Origin of the sequence: Lysobacter sp. H21R4 (genome assembly GCF_015277535.1) — a bacterium.
In the GTDB taxonomy this organism is placed as follows: domain Bacteria; phylum Pseudomonadota; class Gammaproteobacteria; order Xanthomonadales; family Xanthomonadaceae; genus Novilysobacter; species Novilysobacter ciconiae.
This window is the reverse complement of the sequence record NZ_CP063772.1, coordinates 1,986,506-2,007,028: the sequence shown is the minus strand read 5'-3', so window position 1 is coordinate 2,007,028 and position 20,523 is coordinate 1,986,506. Positions and strand designations below refer to the sequence as shown.

Genomic DNA, 20,523 nt, shown 5'->3' with positions numbered 1-20,523 from the left:
ATCGCGCTACCTGCTTTGCCGGAACCCGTTGTCCCCTCCACCTACGAGGCTTGGGGACAAAACCGGTCAGAAGCGGCGTTCGACCGCCTGGCGTCCGAGCGCGGCGAGCAGGCGCGCGCGCTCACCAAACGGCTCCAGCGCATCGTCCATGCGCGCGGCGAGCGCCTGCAGGCGGGCTTGCGAGGCCTCCATTCCCAGCAGCGCGGGAAAGGTGGCCTTGTCCTGGGCGGCGTCCTTGCCGGCGGTCTTGCCCAGCGTGTCGCTGTCGCCCTCGACGTCGAGGATGTCGTCGCGGACCTGGAACGCCAGGCCAAGGGCGCCGGCGTAGACATCCAGTCGCGCGAGGTCAGCTTCGCTGGCGTTCGCGCACAGGGCGCCCATGCGCACCGCGGCGCGGATCAGCGCCCCGGTCTTCAGGGCGTGCAGGTGCTCCAGCGCCTCGATGCCGATGTCAGCGCCGTTGCCGGTCGCCGCCAGGTCCAGCGCCTGGCCGCCGCACATCCCGGCGCTGCCGGCCGCGTGGGCGAGGGTGCGCATCAGGGCGACGCGGATGGCATCGGCCACCGGCGCGTCGGCGAGCACGCTGAAGGCGTGGGTCTGCAAGGCATCACCGGCGAGGATCGCGGTGGCCTCGTCAAAGGCGATGTGCACGGTTGGCTGGTTGCGGCGCAGGTCGTCATCGTCCATCGCCGGCAGGTCGTCGTGCACCAGCGAGTAGGCGTGGACCAGTTCGATGGCGACCGCCGGGGCGTCCAGCGCGACCGGATCGGCGCCGCACAGGTCGCCGGCGGCGTAGACCAGCAGCGGTCGCATCCGTTTGCCACCCAGCAGCGCGGCGTGGTGCATGGCCGCGTGCAGGCGGGCGGGGCCGCTGTCGGCGCTCGGCAGTGCGGCGGCGAGGGCGAGGTCGATCCGCTCCCGCCACTGCGCCAGACGCGTCTCAGGCATCGGGCGCGGAAGGATCGGGCAGGGGATGGAATTCCTCGCCGCTGTCGGGATCCTGCGGGTCGCTGAGCAGGCGCACGCGCAGCTCGGCCTGTTCCAGCGCGGTCTGGCAACTGCGGTACAGGCCGACGCCGCGCTCGTAGGCGGCCAGTGATTCTTCCAGGCTCAGGTCGCCCTTTTCCATCTTTTCGACCAGCTGCTCGAGGGCGTCCAGCGAGGTTTCGAAATGGGCAACGGGCGAAGCTTCGGTATCGGGTTTGCGGGGCATCCGTGCAGTGTCGGCCAGCGCGCGCGGAGGGTCAATGCAGGGCGAGCTGCGGGCCCATGAGGGTCAATGATCGGTCGGCAGCCACCGCAGGCGGGCACCGTGCAGGTCCAGCCAGGCGGCGAACTCCGCTGCGTAGGCCAGGTCGGCCACGGCCAGCACCGCGCCGTCGGTGTTCTTCAACAAGGGCAGGCCGTCTCGTTGCCACGGTGGAACACCCAGATCCTGGAGCAGGTGCTTCAGCGAGTGGCTGTGGGTGCGGCCCGGCAGGGTGATCCGCTCGCCTCCGCGCCGGGTCGTGACCAGGCCGGGCGATGGCAGGAGCGGTGCGCCTTCCAAGGACAACTCGCCGTGTGCGAGCGTCAAGGGCTCGCCGCCGTCCCAAGGTGCGGTCCAGCCAAGCGGCACTTCGCCCTGCACCCTGCCTGCGTACAACCCATCGCGCCAGGCGCGGATCACCGCGTCGTTCCACTGGAGGTGCGCCGAGGCATCGGGGCGTGCGTGCAGCAGGTCCGCCTCGATGCGTGCAATGCCGTGCGCCGGCAGTGGGGGCAGTCCGAGCCCGGCGGTCCAGCGTCGAAGCACGCGCGCACGGCGGGCGTCGGGCAGGGTGCGCAGCGCAGCGCGTGAGAGCACTCGCGGGCTTTCACCGATGCTCGCCGCCAGCGCCGCCGCGTCCTCTTCTTCCAGCAGCTGCTGTGCTTCCCCGCACAGGGTGGCGGAACGCGCGAACGCCGGTTCGGCATGCGGCCAGCGTGAGCGCAGCAGCGGCAGCACTTGCTGGCGCAGGAAATTGCGATCGAAACTGCAATCGGTGTTGCTGGGGTCCTCGATCCAGTCGAGGCCGTGCGCGGTCGCATAGGCCAGCAGCGTCTCGCGCGAGGCATCCAGCAGCGGTCGCCACAGCCGTCCCGGTCCAAACTCCCGCCAGCGCCGGATCGACGCGAGGCCGTCCACGCCCGATCCACGCAACGCGCGCAGCAGAAAAGTTTCGGCCTGGTCATCGCGATGGTGGCCCAGCACCAGCACCTCCCCGCGCTCCATCAGACGGGCGAATGCCGCGTGGCGGGCATCGCGCGCCGCGGCCTCGGTGCCCGCTCCATCAGCCCGCACCGCGACCCGGATCGTGTCCAGCGCAATGCCGAGCGAGTGGCATGCCGTCTCGCAGTGGGCGCTCCAACGGTCGGCATCGGCCTGCAGGCCGTGGTGGATGTGCACGGCGCGCAGTCCATGCGCACAAACGGCCGCATCGCTGGCCAGCGCGTGCAGGAGCACGGTGGAATCCAGCCCACCGCTGAAGCCGACCAGCAGCGGCGCGTCAGGGTGGTCGTGGAAGGGCTGGCCGGGGAGATCTCCGGCCGGCCGGGAGCTGGGCGTGTGCATGGGGCAGATGGTGCCACGGCGCAATACTTGCGGCCGGGCCCCCGACGCCGGGCCGTCACGCCGCCCCGTGACGCGTGCGTACCGTCGTGCTTGTTAACGTTGACCGCTTGAATCGCGATCGGAGCACGCCTTGAGCCACCTGTTTGAACCCCTGCAGCAACGATCCGTCGACTTCCGCAACCGTCTGGTGGTCTCTCCCATGTGCCAGTACTCGGCCCGCGATGGCATGCCGGATGACTGGCACCTGGTGCATCTGGGCAGCCGCGCGGCCGGCGGTGCGGGCGCGGTGATCGCCGAGGCCACGGCGATCGCGCCCGAGGGGCGGATTTCGCCGGAGGACACCGGCATCTGGAACGACGCCCAGGGCGACGCCTGGAGCCGAATCGCAGGCTTTATAGAGCAGCAGGGCGCAGTGGCCGGCATCCAGTTGGCCCACGCCGGGCGCAAGGCCAGCACCTACGCGCCGTGGCGGGGGCGCGGAGCCGTCACGCCGTCGGACGGGGGCTGGACACCCGTGGCGCCCACGGCGCTGGCCTTCGATGCCCACTACGCGCAGCCTCAGGCGCTCGACCGTTCCGGTATCGCCCGGATCATCGAGGAGTTCGCGATGGCTGCGCGTCGTTCGTTGGCGGCAGGCTTCCGCCTGCTGGAAGTCCACGCCGCCCACGGCTATCTCCTCCACCAGTTCCTGTCCCCGCTGTCGAACCGGCGCGAGGATGACTACGGCGGCAGTTTCCAGAACCGGATCCGCCTGCTGCTCGAAGTGCTGGACGCCGCGCGCAACGAATGGCCGGCCGATCTCCCCCTGTGGGTGCGCATCTCGGCGACCGACTGGGCCGAAGGCGGCTGGGACATCGAGCAGAGCATCGCGCTGAGCCGGCTGCTGGCCGGGCATGGCGTCGATCTGGTCGATGTCTCATCAGGCGGGCTGGTGCCGGACGTGATGATCCCGGTCGAGCCGGGGTATCAGGTGCCTTTCGCCGCACGCATCCGCCGCGAGGCCGGCATTGCGACCGGCGCGGTCGGTCTGATCACCAATGCGGCGCAGGCCGAAGCGCTGGTCGCCAAGGGGGACGCCGACATGGTCCTGCTGGCCCGCGAGCTGTTGCGCGACCCGTATTTTCCGCAGCGCGCGGCGAAGCAGCTGGGCGCGGAGCTGCCGGTGCCGGTGCAGTACCAGCGCGCCTGGTGACGGCGCAGCGGGGACTCAGGCCGCTTCGTACGCGCCGTAGTTGCGCAGCCGCTCATAGCGCTGCTGCAGCAACTCGTCCACCGGCATCGCCTGCAGCGTGTCCAGCTCGTTGAGCAGGACCGCCTTGAGCCGGGTCGCGATCTGGCGCGGGTTGCGATGCGCACCGCCGGTGGGCTCGCGCACCACCTTGTCGATCAGGCCCAGCCCATGCAGGCGCTTGGCGGTCAGGCCCAGCTGCTCGGCGGCGTCCTTGGCCTTGGCCGGGTCCTTCCACAGGATCGAGGCGCAGCCCTCCGGTGAGATCACCGAGTAGGTGCTGTGCTCGAGCATCACCGTGCAGTCGCCCACGCCGATCGCCAGCGCGCCGCCGGAGCCGCCCTCGCCGATGATCGTGCAGATGATCGGGACCTTCAGCTCGGCCATTTCCAGCAGGTTGCGGGCGATGGCTTCCGACTGGCCGCGTTCTTCGGCCCCGATGCCGGGATACGCGCCCGGGGTATCGATGAATGTCAACACCGGCAGCTGGAAACGCTCGGCCAGCTTCATCAGGCGCAGCGCCTTGCGATAGCCCTCGGGCCGTGGCATGCCGAAGTTGCGTCGCACCTTGCTCTTGGTGTCGCGGCCCTTCTCGTGGCCAATGAGGACCACCGGTCGCCCGCCGATGCGGCCCAGGCCGCCCACGATGGCCGGATCGTCGCTGTAGGCCCGGTCGCCGGCCAGCTCCTGGAACTCGTCGCACATCACCCGGATGTAGTCGTTGGTATGCGGGCGCGCGGGATGCCGGGCCAGCTGCGATACCTGCCACGGCGTGAGGTCGCGGAAGATCTGCGCGGTGCGCTTGCGCAACTTGTCCTGCAGGGTGTGGACTTCGCTGTCGGCATCCACCGCGGACCCGCGGCTGGCCTGGCGCAGCTCCTGGATCTTGGCTTCCAGGTCGGCGATGGGTTGTTCGAAATCGAGGTAGTTCGGGTTCATGGGATGCCTGGGCTCGGGCAGCCGTACTGCCGTGAAGGCGACAGTCTAACCGACCCCTCTGCGCGGACGCCGCAAGCCACAGCGCACGCGGAGGTGTGCACTACCCGTTCAGCCCCAGGGCCGGTCCAGCGCGAGCTTCACCGCGCGCACGCCGGGTTCCGCGCGGAGCAGGCCGGCAAGTTCCGCGTCTACCCGCACCGATCCGGCGGCCGGCAGGTCGACCATGCCGGCGGCAGCGGGCAGCAGGAGATCGAGCCGGACCCTGGCGCCGCCGGGACGATGACGGGCCAGCAGCGCATCCACCCGCTGCCAGGTGCCGGGCACCTGCAGGTCCAGCCGCAGCGACAGCCGTTTGGCGTAATCGGCGCAGACCTGGTTGTAGTCCCAGCAGCGCTCGGCCTTGAGCGCAAAACCGCCGCTGAAGGCGTCCTCGCGCAGGCCGCCCTTGATCACCAGCAGGCGATCGCGGGTCAGCAGCGGCGCGAAGTCGGTGTAGGTCTCGGAGAAGAACGCGACTTCGAGGCGGCCGTTGCCGTCCTCGATCTGCACGAACATCTGGCTGTCGCCCTTCTTGCGCAGCGCGACCACCTGGCCGGCGACGACCGTGTCCAGCTCCGGGCGCCAGCCGCTGCGCGCGCTTTCCGGGCGCGATTCCCAGATCCGCTCCAGCGCGCCCAGGTCGTGGCCGATCAGGTCCAGCAGCTCGTCGCGGTACGGATCAAAGGGGTGCCCGCTGAGGTAGTGGCCCAGGGTCTCGCGTTCGCCGGCCAGCAGCTGCCCCAGCGGGAATTCGTCGGTCTCGCGCAGCTCGATGTGCAGCGCCGGACTGGCGTCGCCGCCGCCGAACAGGCTGACCTGTCCGGCCTCGCGCTCGCGGGCCAGCTGGTCGGTCGCGCGGACCACCTCGGGCAGTTGCAGCATCAGGCTGGCGCGATTCTTTCCCAGCTTGTCCAGGGCGCCGGCGCGGGTCAGCGCTTCCAGCGCGCGGCGGTTGAGCTTGCCGCCTTCCACGCGCTTGCAGAAATCCAGCAGGTCGGCGAAGGGGCCGGCGCGGCGCGCCTGCACGATCGCATCGCACGCGCCGTGACCGACGCCCTTCACCGCGCCTAGGCCGTAGCGGATCGTGCCAACCGGCGACTTGGCATCGGCGCCGGCCGGTGCAGCATCGGTGTCCGGCGCCACCGCCTCGAACATGTACGCAGAGGCGTCCACGTCCGGGGGCAACACCTGCAGGTTCATCGCCCGGCACTCGTCCAGGAAGCCGGTGACCTTCTCGGTGTTGTCCATGTCGGACGACAGCACGGCGGCCATGAACTCGGCCGGGTAGTGCACCTTCAGCCAGGCGGTCTGGTACGCGACCAAGGCATAGGCGGCGGAGTGCGACTTGTTGAAGCCGTACTCGGCGAACTTCTCCATCAGGTCGAAGATCGGGCTGGCGACCTTGGCCGGAATGCCGTTGGCCAGGCAGCCGGCCTCGAACTTGGCCCGCTCCTTGGCCATTTCCTCAGGCTTCTTCTTGCCCATCGCGCGACGCAGCAGGTCGGCGCCGCCGAGCGAATAGCCCGCCATAACCTGGGCGATCTGCATCACCTGTTCCTGGTACACGATCACGCCGTAGGTCGGGCCCAGCACCGGCTCCAGTGACGGATGCGGGTAGCTGACCTCGGCCACGCCGTGCTTGCGGTCGACCCAGTCCTTGTCCATCCCCGAGCCCAGCGGGCCGGGCCGGAACAGCGCCGCCAGCGCGATGATGTCCTCGAAGGTGTCCGGGCGCGCGCGCTTGAGCAGCTCGCGCATGCCGCGCGACTCGAACTGGAACACCGCCACGCCTTCGCCGCGGGCAAACAATTCGTACGTCGCCTTGTCGTCCAGTGGCAGGGTGGTGATGTCCAGCGGTTCCTCGCCGGATCTGGCGCGACGCACGTTGATCGCCTTGACCGCCCAGTCGATGATCGTCAGCGTGCGCAGGCCGAGGAAGTCGAACTTCACCAGACCCACGGATTCCACGTCGTCCTTGTCGAACTGGGTTACGGGGGTCTTGCCGCGTCCCTCGCCATCGTGCTCGGCGAACAGCGGGCAGAAGTCGCTCAGTGGCGAGGGCGCGATCACCACGCCGCCGGCATGGCGACCGGCGTTGCGGGTCAGGTTCTCCAGGCTCAGCGCGAGGTCGAGCAGGTCGCGGACATCGTCCTCGGAGTGGTAGCGCGCGATGAGATCGCCCGATGCCAGCTCGGGATTCTTCTTCGCCGCCTCCGACTCGCCCAGCGCATCGCGCAGGCTCACGCCCAGGGTCATCGGGATCAGCTTGGCGATGCCGTCGACGAAACCATAGGGATGGCCCAGCACGCGCCCGCAGTCGCGCACCACCGCCTTGGCGGCCATGGTGCCGTAGGTGATGATCTGGCTGACCCGGTCGCGGCCGTACTTGCGCGCGACGTAGTCGATCACCTCGTCGCGGCGGTCCATGCAGAAGTCGATGTCGAAGTCGGGCATCGACACGCGTTCGGGGTTCAGGAAGCGCTCGAACAACAGGTCGTAGGGCAGCGGATCCAGGTCGGTGATGCCCAACGCCCAGGCCACCAGTGAACCGGCACCCGAACCGCGCCCCGGCCCGACCGGGATGCCCTGTTCCTTGCCCCAGTTGATGAAGTCCGCAACGATCAGGAAGTAGCCGGGGAAACCCATCGACAGGATGACGCCCAGCTCGGTGTCGAGGCGGTCCTCGTAGTCCTGCCGGGTCATGTCGTTTGCGAGCCGGCCCTCGACCTGCAGCACCTTCTGCAGCCGCGCGTCCAGCCCGTCGTGCGCCTGGCTTCGCAGCCAGGACTCGATGGTGTGGTCGTCGGGCACCGGGAACGCGGGCAGGTAGTAGGTGCCCAGCTGCATCTCGACGTTGCAGCGGGTCGCCAGCGCCAGCGCGTTGTCGATCGCATCCGGGACATCGGCGAACAGCTCGGCCATGTCGTCCGAGGACTTCAGGTACTGCTCGGCGCTGTACTCCTTCGGCCGCTTGGGGTCGTCGAGCACGCGGCCGGTGGAGATGCAGACGCGGGCTTCGTGGGCATCGAAGCCGTCGCGGTCAAGGAAGCGCACATCGTTGCTGGCGATCAGCGGCAGGCCGCGCTTGGCGGAGGCGTGGATTGCGAATTCGTTGAACACCGGGTCGTCGGCGCGCCCGGTCCGGGTCAGTTCCAGGTGCAGGCGGTCATCGAAGATGCCCTGCCAGTCCGCCAGCCACGCCTCGGCCAATTCCGGTCGCTGCGAGGTTGCCATGCGCCCGGCGAGGCTCTGTCGACCGGCCAGCGCGAACAGGCCCTCGTTGTCCTCGCGCAGCCATTCCGGCCGCAGCGCGACGCTGTCGGTTCGGTGGCCCTCCATCCACATCCGGCTGAGCAGGCGCGACAGGGTCAGGTAACCGGTGTGGTCGCGGCACAGCAGGGTCAGGCGCGAGCTGGCCTCGTTGCCATCAGCCAGGCCGACGTCCGCGCCCAGGATCGGCTTGACCCCGGCCTGTTCCGCGGCGCGGTAGAACTTCACCGCGGCAAACAGGTTGTTGACGTCGGTCAGGGCGACCGCGGGCTGGCCAAGCATCACGCAGCGTTTGACCAGCTCGTTGACCCGGATGGTGGAGTCGACGAGCGAGAATTCGCTGTGAAGGTGCAGGTGGGTGAAGCGAGCTGGCATTCGTGCCGTGGACCGACCGGCTGGGGCAACGCCCAGAGTATCAGCCACCGTCGGCCCGGCAAGGCCTTGACAAGCGGGCACCGGCAGCGGCGCGCGTCTGCGCGTCGCGGGTTGTCGGTCCGCGACGCGCCTGCGTTCAGTTCACCCGGAACCGCCCGGCCTCGTCCGCGGCCAGGTAACTGCTGCGACCGGTCCTGCGGCAATGCTCGATCCAGAGAAATTCGGCGAGTCGTGCATCGTCGAACTGGTCGCGGGTGAAACCGAAATAGCGTCGGTCCTCACCGCGCAACCGCGCCTCGATGCGGCGCAGGCGGCAGAAGTCGAGGTAGTCGCGCACCTCGTCGGCCAGGGTCGGCCAAGCGGCCTCCACGACCACAGCGCCATCCAGCCAACCCACCACCGGCAGGTTGTGCGGAATCAGCGGCTCCTTGCCGTGCAGGTAATCCAGTACGGCCGCGGCGGCAATCGCCACGGTGGCCTGGGTTTCCCATTCGGGGTCTGAACGCATCAGGTCCATGGCGCCGGCGCGACGGATCCGTTCGCGAATGCATTGCGGAATCCGCCCGTCGGGCGAGTACTCCATCAACTCGCGTGCTGCGGTGGCGAGGTGGTCGGCGTCCACCTGCGGGTGCTTTGCGCTGATCAAAGTCAGCAATTCGTTGAACCGCTGCAGACGGCCGGCGTCGGGTTCGAAACCACCAATCAGGTGGCGCTTGGCATTGGGTCGCTCGGCGGTGCTGAACAGGCTCGTCGGCAACGGCGACACGATCATCAGGGACGATCTCATGTCAGTGCCCTCGGTTCTTGTCCTTGCCTGGACGGAGTGGCTGGCGGATCCAACGGCAGCCACCGCGATCCGCAACAGGCCGGAGCGTGCGTCACCGGTAGGCGGAGGCATCGTGCGACCGGGCATGCTCCAAGCCATCAGCGTGCGCCGCCGGCGCTTCGATGGCGAGTGCCAGAAGTCGTTGCCGCCGTGCGCTGTTCATGCCGGGAAGCCCGCCGCACAAGGCTTTGCGTGTCGAGGTGTCGCGGTCTTCCGAAACGCTTAGTGAACCCGTCACGCCGTGATGCAGGACGAGCCGCGGTTCACCATTGCCCGTCGCGTTCGATCACCGCGCGCACCGGGGCAAAGCTGCGACGGTGGTGCGGGCAGGCGCCGTGCTGCTCCAGTGCGGCCAGGTGCGCCGGGGTGCCATAGCCCTTGTGGGCGCCGAAGCCGTAGTACGGCCACTGCTCGTCTAGCGCCAGCATCAGCCGGTCGCGGGTCACCTTGGCCAGGATGGATGCGGCCATGATCGTGCGGTCGCGCTGGTCGCCACCGATCCACGCCTCGGCCGGGCACGGCAGCGCCTTGGGAACGACGTTGCCGTCGATGCGCGCGGCCACGGCCACGTGGCTGACGCCCTCGACCGCGCGCCGCATCCCGATCATGGTCGCCTGGTAGATATTGACGCGGTCGATCTCCTCGACCTCGACCGCGACCACGTGCCAGGCCAGCGCCCGTTCCACGATCCGCGCGTACAGCTCCTCGCGGCGTCGCGCGCACAGCAGCTTGGAGTCGTCCAGTCCGTTGACCGGAGTGCGCCCCGGCGCAAACACCACCGCAGCGACCACGACAGGACCGGCCAGCGGGCCACGGCCAGCCTCGTCGACACCCGCGAACGGCCCGGCGACGCGGACGGGCTCGAGGGGGAGCGTGAGTTGATCGGTGCAGCGGCCCATCGTCTCAGGATACGAGCTCGACGATCGCCTGTGCAGCCTGCGCCGAGGCGCCGCGGCGCAGCGAGTCGTGCAGCGTCAGGAAGCGCGATTGCAGGGCGCGGGTGTCGCCCCCGCGCAGCCACTTCAGGCACGCATCGGCCAGTGCCTCCGGGCCGCAGTCGTCCTGCATCAGCTCCGGCACAACTTCCTCGCCTGCAAGCACGTTGGGCAGCGCGTAATGGTCGACCTTGAGCATGCCCAGGGTTTTCACCAGCAGGTAGGTGAACGCCGATACCTTGTAGGCCACGACCATCGGCCGTTTTGCCAGCATCGCCTCCAGCGTGGCCGTGCCGGACGCCAGCAGGATGACGTCGCTGGCGACCATCGCGGTGCGCGACTGGCCGTCGACCACGCTCAGCGCTCGCGAAAGTGCGGTCGCGTCAGGATGGCTGGAAAGGATGGCCTGGAATGCGTCGCGCGCCTGCGGTCCGGCCATCGGTGCGATTACCTGCAGCGTCGGTTCGGCGGCAAGCACGCGGGCCGCCGCGCCGATGAAGTCGGCACCCAGGCGCTGGATTTCGCCCACCCGTGAGCCGGGCAGCAGCGCCAGCATGGGTCGCTGCGGGTCCAGTCCCAGCGTCGCCCGCGCCGCATCGCGGTCGGGCACCAAGGGCATCGTGTCGGCCAGTGGATGGCCGACGAATCGCGCGTCCACGTCGTGGCGGGCGTAGATCGGCGGCTCCATCGGGAACAGGCACAGCACCAGATCCGCGCTCTCGCCGATGCGCGCCGCGCGTTTCTCGCGCCAGGCCCACACCGACGGGCTGACGTAGTGCACGGTGCGCACGCCGCGCTGCTTCAGCCACTTCTCCACGCCCAGGTTGAAGTCCGGCGCGTCGATGCCGATGAACACGTCTGGCTGCCACCCCAGCACGCGCTCGCGCAGTTCGCGGCGCAGCCGCAACAGCCGCGGCAGGTGGCGCAGCACTTCCGACAGCCCCATCACCGCGAGCTCGGATGCATCGAACCAGGTCTCCATGCCCGCATCGCGCATCGCCGCACCGCCGACACCGACGAATTCCGCGCCGGGCCAGCGCAGGCGGAGCTGTTCGATCAGGTCGGCGCCCAGCAGGTCGCCGGAGGCTTCTCCGGCCACCAGGGCGATGCGTTTGGGTCGGGTCGGGGGGAGCTCGTTGAAGATCCCCGCCACGGCGCGGTTGTCGCTCACCGCAGCAGGGGCCGATCGCCGCTGTCGATGAAGTCCAGCAGCGCGCGCACGTCGTCGCTGTCGCTTGCCATCTCGCTGAGCCGGGCGTGCGCCTCTTCCAGCGAGTGGCCGGCCACGTACAGCGCGCGGTAGGCACGCTTGATCATCGCGATGCGTGCCGCGTCGAAGCCGCGCCGCTTCAGGCCTTCGTTGTTGATCCCGCGCGGGCGGCTGTAGCCTTCCTGGGCGACCATCACGAACGGCGGCACGTCGCCGTTGACGAAAGCGCCCATGCCGATGAAGGCGTGCGCGCCGATCCGGCAGAACTGGTGGACACCGGCAAACCCGCTGAGGATCACGTGGTCGCCAACCACGACGTGCCCGGCCAGGGTCGCGTTGTTGGAGAAAACGCAGTCGTTGCCGATCAGGCAGTCGTGGGCGATGTGGGTGTAGGCGAGCAGCCAGTTGTCGTCGCCGATCCGGGTCGCACCGCCGCCGCCGCGGGTGCCGCGGTTGATGGTGACGAACTCGCGGACCGTGTTGCGCTCGCCGATGACCAGCTCGACGCGCTCGCCGGCGTACTTCTTGTCCTGCGGCTCGCCACCAATGGCGGCGTGGCCGATGAAGCGGTTGTCGCGGCCGATCCGGGCCGGCCCATGCACGCTGCAGTGCGGCCCGATTTGGGTGTTGGCGCCGATCTCGACGTCCGCACCGATGTAGCTGAAGGCACCCACCGTCACACCATCGGCGAGCCGTGCCCCGGCCTCGACGATCGCGCTGGGGTGGATGACCACCGGGCTCATGGCTTGTTGACGACCTCGGCACACAGGATGTCGGCGCACGCGGCCTGCTCGCCGTCGACCCGGGCGATGCCCTGGTACAGCGCCATGTTGCGGATCGTCCGCTTGAGGACCACCTCCAGGTCGAGGCGGTCGCCGGGGACGACCATGCGCGAGAACCGGGCACCGTCGATCTTGACCAGGTAGAACAGCTTGTTCTCAAACGTACCGCCCAGCGAGAGCTGGGTGAGCAGGCCGCCGGCCTGGGCCAGCGCCTCGATCACCAGCACGCCGGGCATCACCGGCTGGCCGGGAAAGTGGCCGTTGAAAAACGGCTCGTTGTTGGTGACGTTCTTGTAGGCCAGGATGCGCTTGTTCGGCTCCAGCTCCGTCACCCGGTCGACCAGGAGGAACGGGTAGCGGTGCGGCAACATCGCCTGGATCCCCGGAACATCGATCGGGAGCTTGAGTGCATCGGTCATTGCGTGTCGTCCTTAGGTTCCTGGTCGCGCAACTGGCGCGCCATCCTGTCCAGCTGCCGGAATCGCGCGGCGTTCCTGCGCCAGCTGCGATTGTCCATCAGCCCGGTGCCGGACGAGTATTCTCCGGGTTCGCGGATCGAACTGCTCACCAGGCTCATTGCGGTCACCACCACCCGGTCGCAGATTTCCAGGTGCCCGGCGATGCCGGCACCGCCGGCGATCATGCAGTAGCGCCCGATCCGGGCGCTGCCCGCGATGGCAACGCAGCCGGCCATCGCCGTGTGCGCGCCGATGCGGACGTTGTGGCCGACCTGGATCAGGTTGTCCAGGCGGACGTCCTCCTCCAGCACCGTGTCCTCGATCGCGCCGCGGTCGATGCAGGTGTTGGCACCGATCTCGCAGTCATCGCCGATCACCACGCCGCCCAGCTGCGGCACCTTGATCCAGCGTCCCGCGTCCATCGCCAGGCCGAAGCCGTCGGCGCCGATCACCGCGCCCGGGTGGATGCGCACGCGCCGGCCCAGCCGGACCCGGGTGACCAGGGTGACGCGCGCGAGCAGCTCGCTGCCGGAGCCCACGACGCAGTCCTCACCGACGATGCAGCCCGGGCCGACGAAGGCGCCGGCCTCGACGCGGCTGCCGGCACCGATGCTGGTGAAGGCGCCGACGTGCGCGGCAGGGTCGACCACCGCGTCGGCGTGGATGTCGGCCATCGGGTGGACGCCGGGCTCGCGCACGGGCACCACTTCAAACACAGCGGCGATCTTGGCGAACGCGGTGTAGGGGTCCTCGGCGACCAGCGCCGTGCCACCGTAGCCCTCGGCATCGGCGGCGCGCATCACCACGGCGGCCGCTGTCGAGTCGTCCAGCTGGCCGCGGTACCTGGGGTTGGCCAGGAAGGCGAGCTGGTCCTTGCCGGCATTGGCGAGCGTGCCGACGCCACGGATGCGCGCGGTCGCGTCGCCGCGCACGCCGAGCGAGAACCGCTCGGCCAGCTCGGCCACGGTTGGTGCAGAGGAGGGCATGACGGCCGGGTCCGTCGTCAGAACGAGCCGCCGAAGGTGAACTGCAGGCGCTCCAGCTGGTCGCCGTCTTCCTTCTTGACCGGGAACGCGTAGCTGATCGTGATCGGGCCCATCGGCGAGCGCCACATCAGCGCCAGACCGGTGGACGCGCGCAGCTCGCCGGCATCGAAATCGTCGGTGCTGGCGAACACGTTACCGAAGTCGAGGAACGCGGAGACGCGCGCCGCCGTGCTGTCGATCAGGGTCGGAAAGATCATCTCCACCGAGCCGACGGTCTTCACCGCGCCACCGATCGGCTGCAGGTAGCTGCTGTACAGCGCCGCCTCGCGCGGGCCCAGGGTGTTGTCCTTGAAGCCGCGGACCGAGCGCGTACCACCGGCGTAGAAATTCTCGAAGAACGGCAGGCCGTCGGCGGTGACGGTCTTCACGTAATCGGGCGAGCTCGGGTCGCAGTTGGTGGTCTGCACCGGATCCGGATTGTCCTGGGTCGGCGGGGTGTAGCAGATGTTGCGCACCGAGGCGTCGCCGTAGCTGTCGCCGTAGCCCAGCTCGGCGCGCGTGTTGAGCACCAGGTGGCGCGACAGCGGCCAGAAGTGCGACAGGCTGTAGTTGAGCTTGTAGTACTCCACCGTGGAGCCGGGCAGGGTCGCCTCCAGCCACAGGCGCTGCGACAGGCCGCGGGTCGGCGTCAGCGCGCTGTTGAGCGTGTTGCGCGCCCAGCCGATCTCGCCGCGCCAGGCGTGGAAGGTGCGCTGGCCGACCGCATCGATGTAGTCGACGATGGACTCGGGCGTGGATCCGCGGTAGGCGAAGATCTGGTTGCTGTCGATTCCCAGCAGCGTGGTGAAGCTGTCGGTCTCGGTGATCGGCACACCGAGCACCATCTGCGCCATGCCGCTGGTGGAGGAGTAGCGCGCGGTGTTGAAGTTGGAGTTGTTGAACTCGCTCCAGCGCAGGTTGTAGCCCAGCGAGACGCCGTTGTCGGTGAAGTACGGATCGGTGAAGGAGAAGTCGTAGCGCTGCAGGTAGTCGTTGCGCTGCGCCTGCACGGCGATGCGGTTGCCGCTGCCCAGGAAGTTGTTCTGCGACACCTGCACCTGCGTGCTCAGGCCGGTCAGCTGCGAATAGCCCAGGCCGAACACGAAGCTGCCGGCGGCCACCTCGTTGACGTTGTAGACGACATCGACCTGGTCGCTGGTGCCGGGCACCGGGACGGTTTCCACATCGACCTTGTCGAAATAGCCCAGCCCCTGGATGCGGATCTTGGAGCGGTCGATCGCGGCCTGCGAATACCAGGACCCCTCAAACTGGCGCATCTGCCGGCGCAGGACTTCATCGGCGGTGCGCGAGTTGCCCTTGAAGCTGATCCGGCGCACGTTGACGCGCGGCCCGGGAACCACCTGCATCGCGATCGCGACCGTCTTGTCCTCGCGGTTGACGTCGGGAATCGGATTGACCTGGGCGAAGGCGTAGCCGACGTTGCCCAGCGTGGCGGTGATCGCATCGGAGCTGATCTCCAGCAGGCTGCGCGAGAACACCTGGTCGGGCTTGACCAGCACCATCTTCTCGATGTCTTCCTTGGGCAGCACGGTGTCGCCGGTGATCTCGACGCTGGAGATCTTGTACTGCTCGCCCTCGGTCACGCCCGCGGTGATGAACATGTCCTGCAGGTCGGGACTGATGGCGACCTGGGTGGAGTCGATGTTGAAGTCGACGTAGCCACGGTCCAGGTAGAAGTTGTTGAGCTTTTCCAGGTCGCCGGAAAGCTTCTCGCGCGAGTACTGGTCATCGCGGCGGTACCAGCTCAGCCAGTTGTGCACGCCCGACTCCCAGCCGCCGGTGATTTCCTTGTCGTCAAACAGCTCGTTGCCGATCAGGTTGATGTGCTGGATCCGGGCGGCCTTGCCTTCTTCCACCGCGATGGTCACGTCGACGCGATTGCGCGGCAGCGCGGCCACCGACGGGGTCACCTTGACGTTGTACTTGCCGCGGTTGTTGTACTGGCGGGTCAGTTCCTGGGTGACGCGGTCCAGGCTCAGCCGGTCGAAGGTGTTGCCTTCGGTCAGGCCGATGTCGTTGAGGCCCTTCATCAGGTCCTCGGTCTTGATGTCCTTGTTGCCGGTCAGGGTCAGCTTGTTGATCGCCGGACGCTCGACGACGGTGACCACGAGGATGTCGCCCTGGTGACCGATGCGGACGTCCTCGAAGAACCCGGTCTTGTACAGCGCGCGGATCGCATCGCCGGCCGCGGCCTGGTCCATCGTGTCGCCACGCTCGACCGGCAGGTAGGTGAACACCGTACCGGCGGAAATCCGCTGCAGGCCGTCCACGCGGATGTCGCTGACGGTGAAGGGAGCGACCGGTGCGGCGATCGCGGACTGCTGCTGCGCAACCGCGCTCAACGCGGGAACCGTGGAAAGCGCCGAAGCAAGGGCCAGGACCAGCAGGCGGCGGGGGATGGGTCGCGTCATTGTCACGTCCGGTTGGGGAGCTTGCCGCACTCGCCCGGGCAAGTGCCCGAGGCGGCGGCGGAAAAGGGTAAACAGGTGGCAGCGGTGGAACGCAGGGCAGGCGGCATCAGTGCAGCAGGTTGTTCACGATGTCGTTGTAGAACGCCAGGCCCATGAGCGCGGCGATGAGCATCAGGCCGATGTATTGGCCATAGGCCATCGTGCGCTCGCTCACCGGGCTGCCTTTGACCAACTCGATAAGGTAATACAGCAGGTGTCCGCCGTCCAAGAGCGGGATTGGCAGGAGGTTCAGTATGCCAAGGCTCAGCGACAGCAGCGCCAGCAGCGACAGGAACCAGGCGGCGCCCTGGCCGGCATAGGCGTTGGCGGCACGGGCGATCGTGATGGGGCCGGCAACGGTGTTGCGCACCTCGACCCGGCCACTGAAAGCGCGGCCGATCATCGAGAACAACTGGCCGGCCTGATGCGCGGTTTCCGCCAGTGCGGCGGGCACCGCGGCGATGGGCCCGTAACGCAGTTCCGCGTCCATCGGCGGCAGCTGCGGCCGTGCCGGCGAAATCCCGATCGCCCAGTAGGGCTCCCCGTCTTCCGGCGTCATCCGGGTGGGCTCCAACTCGAGCGCGAGGCGCTCGTCGTCGCGGATCACCTCGACCATGCCGCGGCCACCGCGCTCGCCCAGCGCCTGTACCAACGGGCCAAGGTCGGCCCACTCCCGCACCGGTTGCCCGTCGATGGCGCTGATGCGGTCGCCTTCTGCCAGAACGCCCCAGCCGGCCGTATCCGGAGCCACCTGGCCGACCACCGCAGGCAGGGAGTAATGGCGCGGCACCAGGCCGATCGCATCCACCGCGCGGCGCTCGTCAAAGTCTTCCGGCAGGCGCGAAAGCGGCAGGCGCCGGGTGCCTGCGTTGCCATTCGCGTCCAGCACCTGCAGTTGGACGTCGCTGCGATCCAGTGCCGATGGAATCAGCGCCATCTGGACCTCGCTCCAGGTGGGCGTCTGCCGATCGCCGACGGCGGTGATGGTGTCGCCCCGTTGCAGCCCGGCATCTGCGGCAATACCGGTGGCCTGGCCGAGCACGGGCGCGTAGTCGGGGCGGCCGATGACGAACATCGCCCACAGCAGCAGCACGCACAGCAGCAGGTTGGCGATGGGGCCGGCAATGACGATCGCGATCCGCTTCCACACCGACTGGCGGTTGAAGGCGCCGGCGCGCTCGGCTTCGGTCAATGTCGCGCCCGGATCGCCGCCGGCTCCGCCAGCGCCGTCGGCTGCCGGCATGTCCTCGATCAGCGCGCGCTCATCGAGCATCTTGACGTAGCCGCCCAGCGGGATGGCCGCGACCACGTACTCGGTGCCGTCCTTGCCGCGGCGCATGAACAGCGGTTTGCCAAAGCCCACCGAGAAGCGCAGCACCTTGACCCCGCAGCGGCGGGCGACCCAGTAGTGGCCAAATTCGTGAAAGGTCACCAGCAGCCCGAGGCTGACCAGCAACCACCACACGGAACCGATCAGCTCAGCCATGGATCGACACCAACACCGGGATCACGGCGCTCATGCTGGCATCCGGTGGGCGGCCAGCCCCTGAATGGCCTGGCGGCGGGCGTGTTGATCGATGTCCTCAAGCGCTTCCAGCGAGTCGGCCGGACCGGCGGGCAGGGCGGCAAGCGTGTCGGCGACCAGCGCCGCAATGGAGAGGAAGCCGATGCGACGCTCGAGGAACGCGGCCACCGCAACCTCGTTGGCCGCGTTCAGTACCGCAGGCGCGGTGCCGCCGGCAGCGAGGGCATCATAGGCCAGCTGGAGGCACGGGAACGCCTCCAGGTCGGGCTTTTCAAAGTCCAGCCGACCGCCCTGCGCCAGCAGGTCCAGCCCCGACACCCCGGATTCGACCCGGTCGGGCCAACCCAGGCCCACCGCCAGCGCCGTGCGCATATCCGGCAGCCCGAGCTGGGCCAGCGTGGAGCCATCGATGAATTCGACCATCGAGTGGACCAGGCTCTGCGGGTGCACGAGCACATCGATCCGTTTCCCAGACAGGCCGAACAGGTGATACGCCTCGATCACCTCCAGCCCCTTGTTCATCAACGTCGCCGAATCGACCGAGATCTTCGGACCCATCGACCATTTGGGATGCTTGACCGCTTCCTCGACCGACACGTCGGCCAGCGACGCGCGGGAGCGGCCCCGGAACGGGCCACCGGAGGCGGTGAGGATGATCCGTGCGAGACCGGCGCTGGCCTGACCCGCGGCCAGCCGGTCCGGTGCGGGCAGGCACTGGAAAATAGCGTTGTGCTCGCTGTCGATCGGCACGATCGTGGCGCCGCCATCGTGCGCGGCAGCCATCAGCAACTCGCCGGCAAGGACCAGGGATTCCTTGTTCGCCAGCAGCAGGCGCTTGCCGGCGCGCGCCGCCGCCAATGTGGAGGGCAGACCGGCAGCGCCGACGATGGCAGCGACGACGGTGTCGCAATCGTCCCCCGCGGCCAGCGCGCTGACCGCCTCGGCGCCGGCGTGGGCGCGTGTGTGAAGTCCGGCTGACGCCAGCCCGTCGCGCAGCGCGGTAAAGCCGTCCGCGTCGTTGATCACCGCGTGCAGCGGGCGGTGCACGCGGCACAGCTCGATCAGCGCGTCGACGTTGCGTCCGGCGCCGAGCACGGTCGCCCGCAGGCGTTGGGGGTGCCGCGCGATGACGTCCAGCGCCGAGCCGCCGATGGACCCGGTCGCGCCCAGTACCGCGACGTCGTGGCGGATGAAGTCCGCGGAGGAGGCAACCGTGTCCATCAGAATCCCATCAGGCCCTTGCCCAGGGCAAACGCGGGCAGGGCAGCGAGCACCCCGTCGAGACGGTCGAGGACGCCGCCGTGGCCAGGAATCAGCGTGCCCGAGTCCTTCACTCCGGCGTGGCGCTTGAGCAGGCTCTCGAACAGGTCTCCGGCGACTGAAAACAAAGTCGCCACGGCCGCGACCAGCGCGATCGCGGGCAACTGGCTGCGATCGGCGCCGGCCACCAGCGAGACGGCCAGCGCCATCGCCACGCCGGCGACGAGCCCGCCGATCAGGCCTTCGATGGTCTTGTTGGGACTGATGCGCGGCGACAGCTTGTGCCGGCCGAAGCGGCGCCCGACGAAGTACGCGCCGCTGTCCGCTGCCCAGACCATCATCAGCGCCGTCAGCAGCCAGAAATGGCCTTTGGGGATCCAGGCCACCACGCTGGCACTGGCGTCGCTGGCGTGCAGCCAGCCCAGCGCGCACCACGCCGGGATGATCGCTAGCGCGCCGGCGGCGAGCTTGAACACCCGTGCATAGGTGGTGTGGTCACTGGCAAACCCGTACCGGCCCAGCCAGACCAGCGCCAGCAGCCACCAGATCACCCCGACCAGGGTCGCCAGTTCAAACAGTGCAAAACTGAACCCCGAAGCGGACCGCGAGGCCCACACCAGCGCCACCATCAACGCAAGGTGGGCGAGCAGCAGGACCGTCTTGGCCAGCGTCTCGTCGATGTCGGCCAGGTCGAACCATTCCCACAGGCCCAGCAGGAACACGACCGCGGCCAGCGTCACCAGCCAGGCGGTGGGGAGCAACAGGATCGCGGCGATGGCGGCCGGCGCCATCACCAGCGCGGCGATCAGGCGGATACGGGTCATTCGGTGCTCTCTTGGAGGGGGGCGAGCTGCGCCCCGGTAAGCCCGAAGCGACGCTCACGGGATGCATAGTGGTCAAGCGCACCCTGCAGTGTCGCGGCGTCCAGTTCCGGCCACAGCGCCTCGGTGAACCACAGTTCGGTGTAGGCCAGGTGCCAGAGAAGGAAATTGCTGATCCGCATCTCCCCGCCGGTACGGATGAACAGGTCCGGTGCCGGCAGGTCGGCCAGGGTCAGGCGCCGGGTCAGTGCCTCCTCGTCGATGTCCTCCGGTCGCATTCGGCCGGCGGCGACGTCGGCGGCCAGCGCGCGGGCGGCCTGGGTGATGTCCCAGCGTCCGCCGTAGCTCGCCGCGATCGACAGCTGCAGGCCGTCGTTGGCGGCGGTCTGCAGCTCGGCCGCCTGCATCCGCGCGACGATCGCAGGACTGAAGCGCTCGCGCTCACCGATGAAGCGGATGCGCACGTCGCGGCGGTCGAGTTCGTCGACCTCGCGTTCCAGGGCGTTCATGAACAGCTTCATCAGCGCGCCGACCTCGCCCTCCGGCCGTCCCCAGTTCTCGCTGGAAAACGCGAACAGCGTCAGCGCCTGGATACCCTTGAGGATGCAGAAATCGATGCACAGGTTGACCGCGCGGGCGCCGGCCCGGTGGCCGACGATGCGTGGCCGGTGGCGGCGCTCCGCCCAGCGGCCGTTGCCATCCATGATGATGGCCAGATGGCGCGGGATGGCAGGGCTGGATGTTGCGGAGGAGGCCATGGTGGCGG

Annotated in this window: 16 protein-coding genes and 1 pseudogene; 1 reads left to right on the top strand and 16 read right to left on the bottom strand. The window is 68.8% G+C overall.

The annotated features are described in order from the left end of the window. Window positions 1–66: 66 nt before the first annotated feature. From INQ40_RS09100 to tilS, 3 genes are all read right to left on the bottom strand, one after another. Complete coding sequence (locus INQ40_RS09100) at window positions 67–948, bottom strand: farnesyl diphosphate synthase (RefSeq protein WP_194340191.1); 882 nt, start codon at window positions 946–948, stop codon at window positions 67–69. Beyond that, window positions 941–1,213, bottom strand: a complete 273-nt coding sequence (locus INQ40_RS09095; protein ID WP_193983949.1) for an exodeoxyribonuclease VII small subunit — start codon at window positions 1,211–1,213, stop codon at window positions 941–943. The genes INQ40_RS09100 and INQ40_RS09095 overlap by 8 nt, the downstream gene beginning before the upstream one ends. A 63-nt stretch (window positions 1,214–1,276) precedes the next feature. Further along, complete coding sequence (gene tilS, locus INQ40_RS09090; RefSeq protein WP_194340190.1) at window positions 1,277–2,593, bottom strand: tRNA lysidine(34) synthetase TilS; 1,317 nt, start codon at window positions 2,591–2,593, stop codon at window positions 1,277–1,279. A gap of 130 nt (window positions 2,594–2,723) precedes the next feature. On the opposite strand from tilS, the gene INQ40_RS09085 reads away from it, so the two are divergent. After that, window positions 2,724–3,785 carry an NADH:flavin oxidoreductase/NADH oxidase gene (locus tag INQ40_RS09085; protein ID WP_194340189.1) on the top strand — a complete coding sequence of 354 codons (1,062 nt, stop codon included), beginning with the start codon at window positions 2,724–2,726 and terminating at the stop codon, window positions 3,783–3,785. A 15-nt stretch (window positions 3,786–3,800) separates the two neighbouring features. Here the strand turns inward: INQ40_RS09085 and INQ40_RS09080 are convergent, their stop codons facing one another. The 13 genes and pseudogenes from INQ40_RS09080 to uppS form a co-directional block, all read right to left on the bottom strand. Next, window positions 3,801–4,760, bottom strand: coding sequence for an acetyl-CoA carboxylase carboxyltransferase subunit alpha (locus tag INQ40_RS09080; RefSeq protein ID WP_194340188.1), 960 nt, complete (start codon window positions 4,758–4,760; stop codon window positions 3,801–3,803). A 108-nt stretch (window positions 4,761–4,868) separates the two neighbouring features. Beyond that, the gene (dnaE, locus tag INQ40_RS09075; protein ID WP_194340187.1) at window positions 4,869–8,444 is read right to left on the bottom strand and encodes a DNA polymerase III subunit alpha; all 3,576 of its coding nucleotides are present in this window, start codon (window positions 8,442–8,444) and stop codon (window positions 4,869–4,871) included. 136 nt (window positions 8,445–8,580) lie between these two features. Then, complete coding sequence (locus tag INQ40_RS09070; protein ID WP_194340186.1) at window positions 8,581–9,231, bottom strand: hypothetical protein; 651 nt, start codon at window positions 9,229–9,231, stop codon at window positions 8,581–8,583. A gap of 302 nt (window positions 9,232–9,533) precedes the next feature. After that, a pseudogene (locus INQ40_RS09065) lies at window positions 9,534–10,106 on the bottom strand (ribonuclease HII); the annotation flags it as partial. 67 nt (window positions 10,107–10,173) lie between these two features. After that, complete coding sequence (lpxB, locus tag INQ40_RS09060) at window positions 10,174–11,376, bottom strand: lipid-A-disaccharide synthase (RefSeq protein WP_194340184.1); 1,203 nt, start codon at window positions 11,374–11,376, stop codon at window positions 10,174–10,176. Then, window positions 11,373–12,158, bottom strand: coding sequence for an acyl-ACP--UDP-N-acetylglucosamine O-acyltransferase (lpxA, locus tag INQ40_RS09055; protein ID WP_194340183.1), 786 nt, complete (start codon window positions 12,156–12,158; stop codon window positions 11,373–11,375). The genes lpxB and lpxA overlap by 4 nt, the downstream gene beginning before the upstream one ends. Continuing rightward, window positions 12,155–12,616, bottom strand: coding sequence for a 3-hydroxyacyl-ACP dehydratase FabZ (gene fabZ, locus INQ40_RS09050; protein ID WP_194033954.1), 462 nt, complete (start codon window positions 12,614–12,616; stop codon window positions 12,155–12,157). The genes lpxA and fabZ overlap by 4 nt, the downstream gene beginning before the upstream one ends. Further along, on the bottom strand, window positions 12,613–13,641 hold the full coding sequence (gene lpxD / locus INQ40_RS09045; RefSeq protein WP_194340182.1) for a UDP-3-O-(3-hydroxymyristoyl)glucosamine N-acyltransferase: 1,029 nt from the start codon (window positions 13,639–13,641) through the stop codon (window positions 12,613–12,615). Before lpxD ends, fabZ begins: the two co-directional genes overlap by 4 nt. A 17-nt stretch (window positions 13,642–13,658) precedes the next feature. Then, window positions 13,659–16,112, bottom strand: coding sequence for an outer membrane protein assembly factor BamA (gene bamA, locus INQ40_RS09040; protein ID WP_194340181.1), 2,454 nt, complete (start codon window positions 16,110–16,112; stop codon window positions 13,659–13,661). Between the two features lie 106 nt (window positions 16,113–16,218). Beyond that, complete coding sequence (gene rseP, locus INQ40_RS09035; RefSeq protein WP_194340180.1) at window positions 16,219–17,637, bottom strand: RIP metalloprotease RseP; 1,419 nt, start codon at window positions 17,635–17,637, stop codon at window positions 16,219–16,221. Between the two features lie 30 nt (window positions 17,638–17,667). Then, window positions 17,668–18,897 (bottom strand): 1-deoxy-D-xylulose-5-phosphate reductoisomerase, encoded by a 1,230-nt coding sequence (locus INQ40_RS09030; protein ID WP_194340179.1) that lies wholly within the window; start codon window positions 18,895–18,897, stop codon window positions 17,668–17,670. After that, window positions 18,897–19,760, bottom strand: a complete 864-nt coding sequence (locus tag INQ40_RS09025; protein ID WP_194340178.1) for a phosphatidate cytidylyltransferase — start codon at window positions 19,758–19,760, stop codon at window positions 18,897–18,899. The genes INQ40_RS09030 and INQ40_RS09025 overlap by 1 nt, the downstream gene beginning before the upstream one ends. Next, on the bottom strand, window positions 19,757–20,515 hold the full coding sequence (gene uppS / locus INQ40_RS09020; RefSeq protein WP_194340177.1) for a polyprenyl diphosphate synthase: 759 nt from the start codon (window positions 20,513–20,515) through the stop codon (window positions 19,757–19,759). Before uppS ends, INQ40_RS09025 begins: the two co-directional genes overlap by 4 nt. Window positions 20,516–20,523 lie beyond the last annotated feature (8 nt).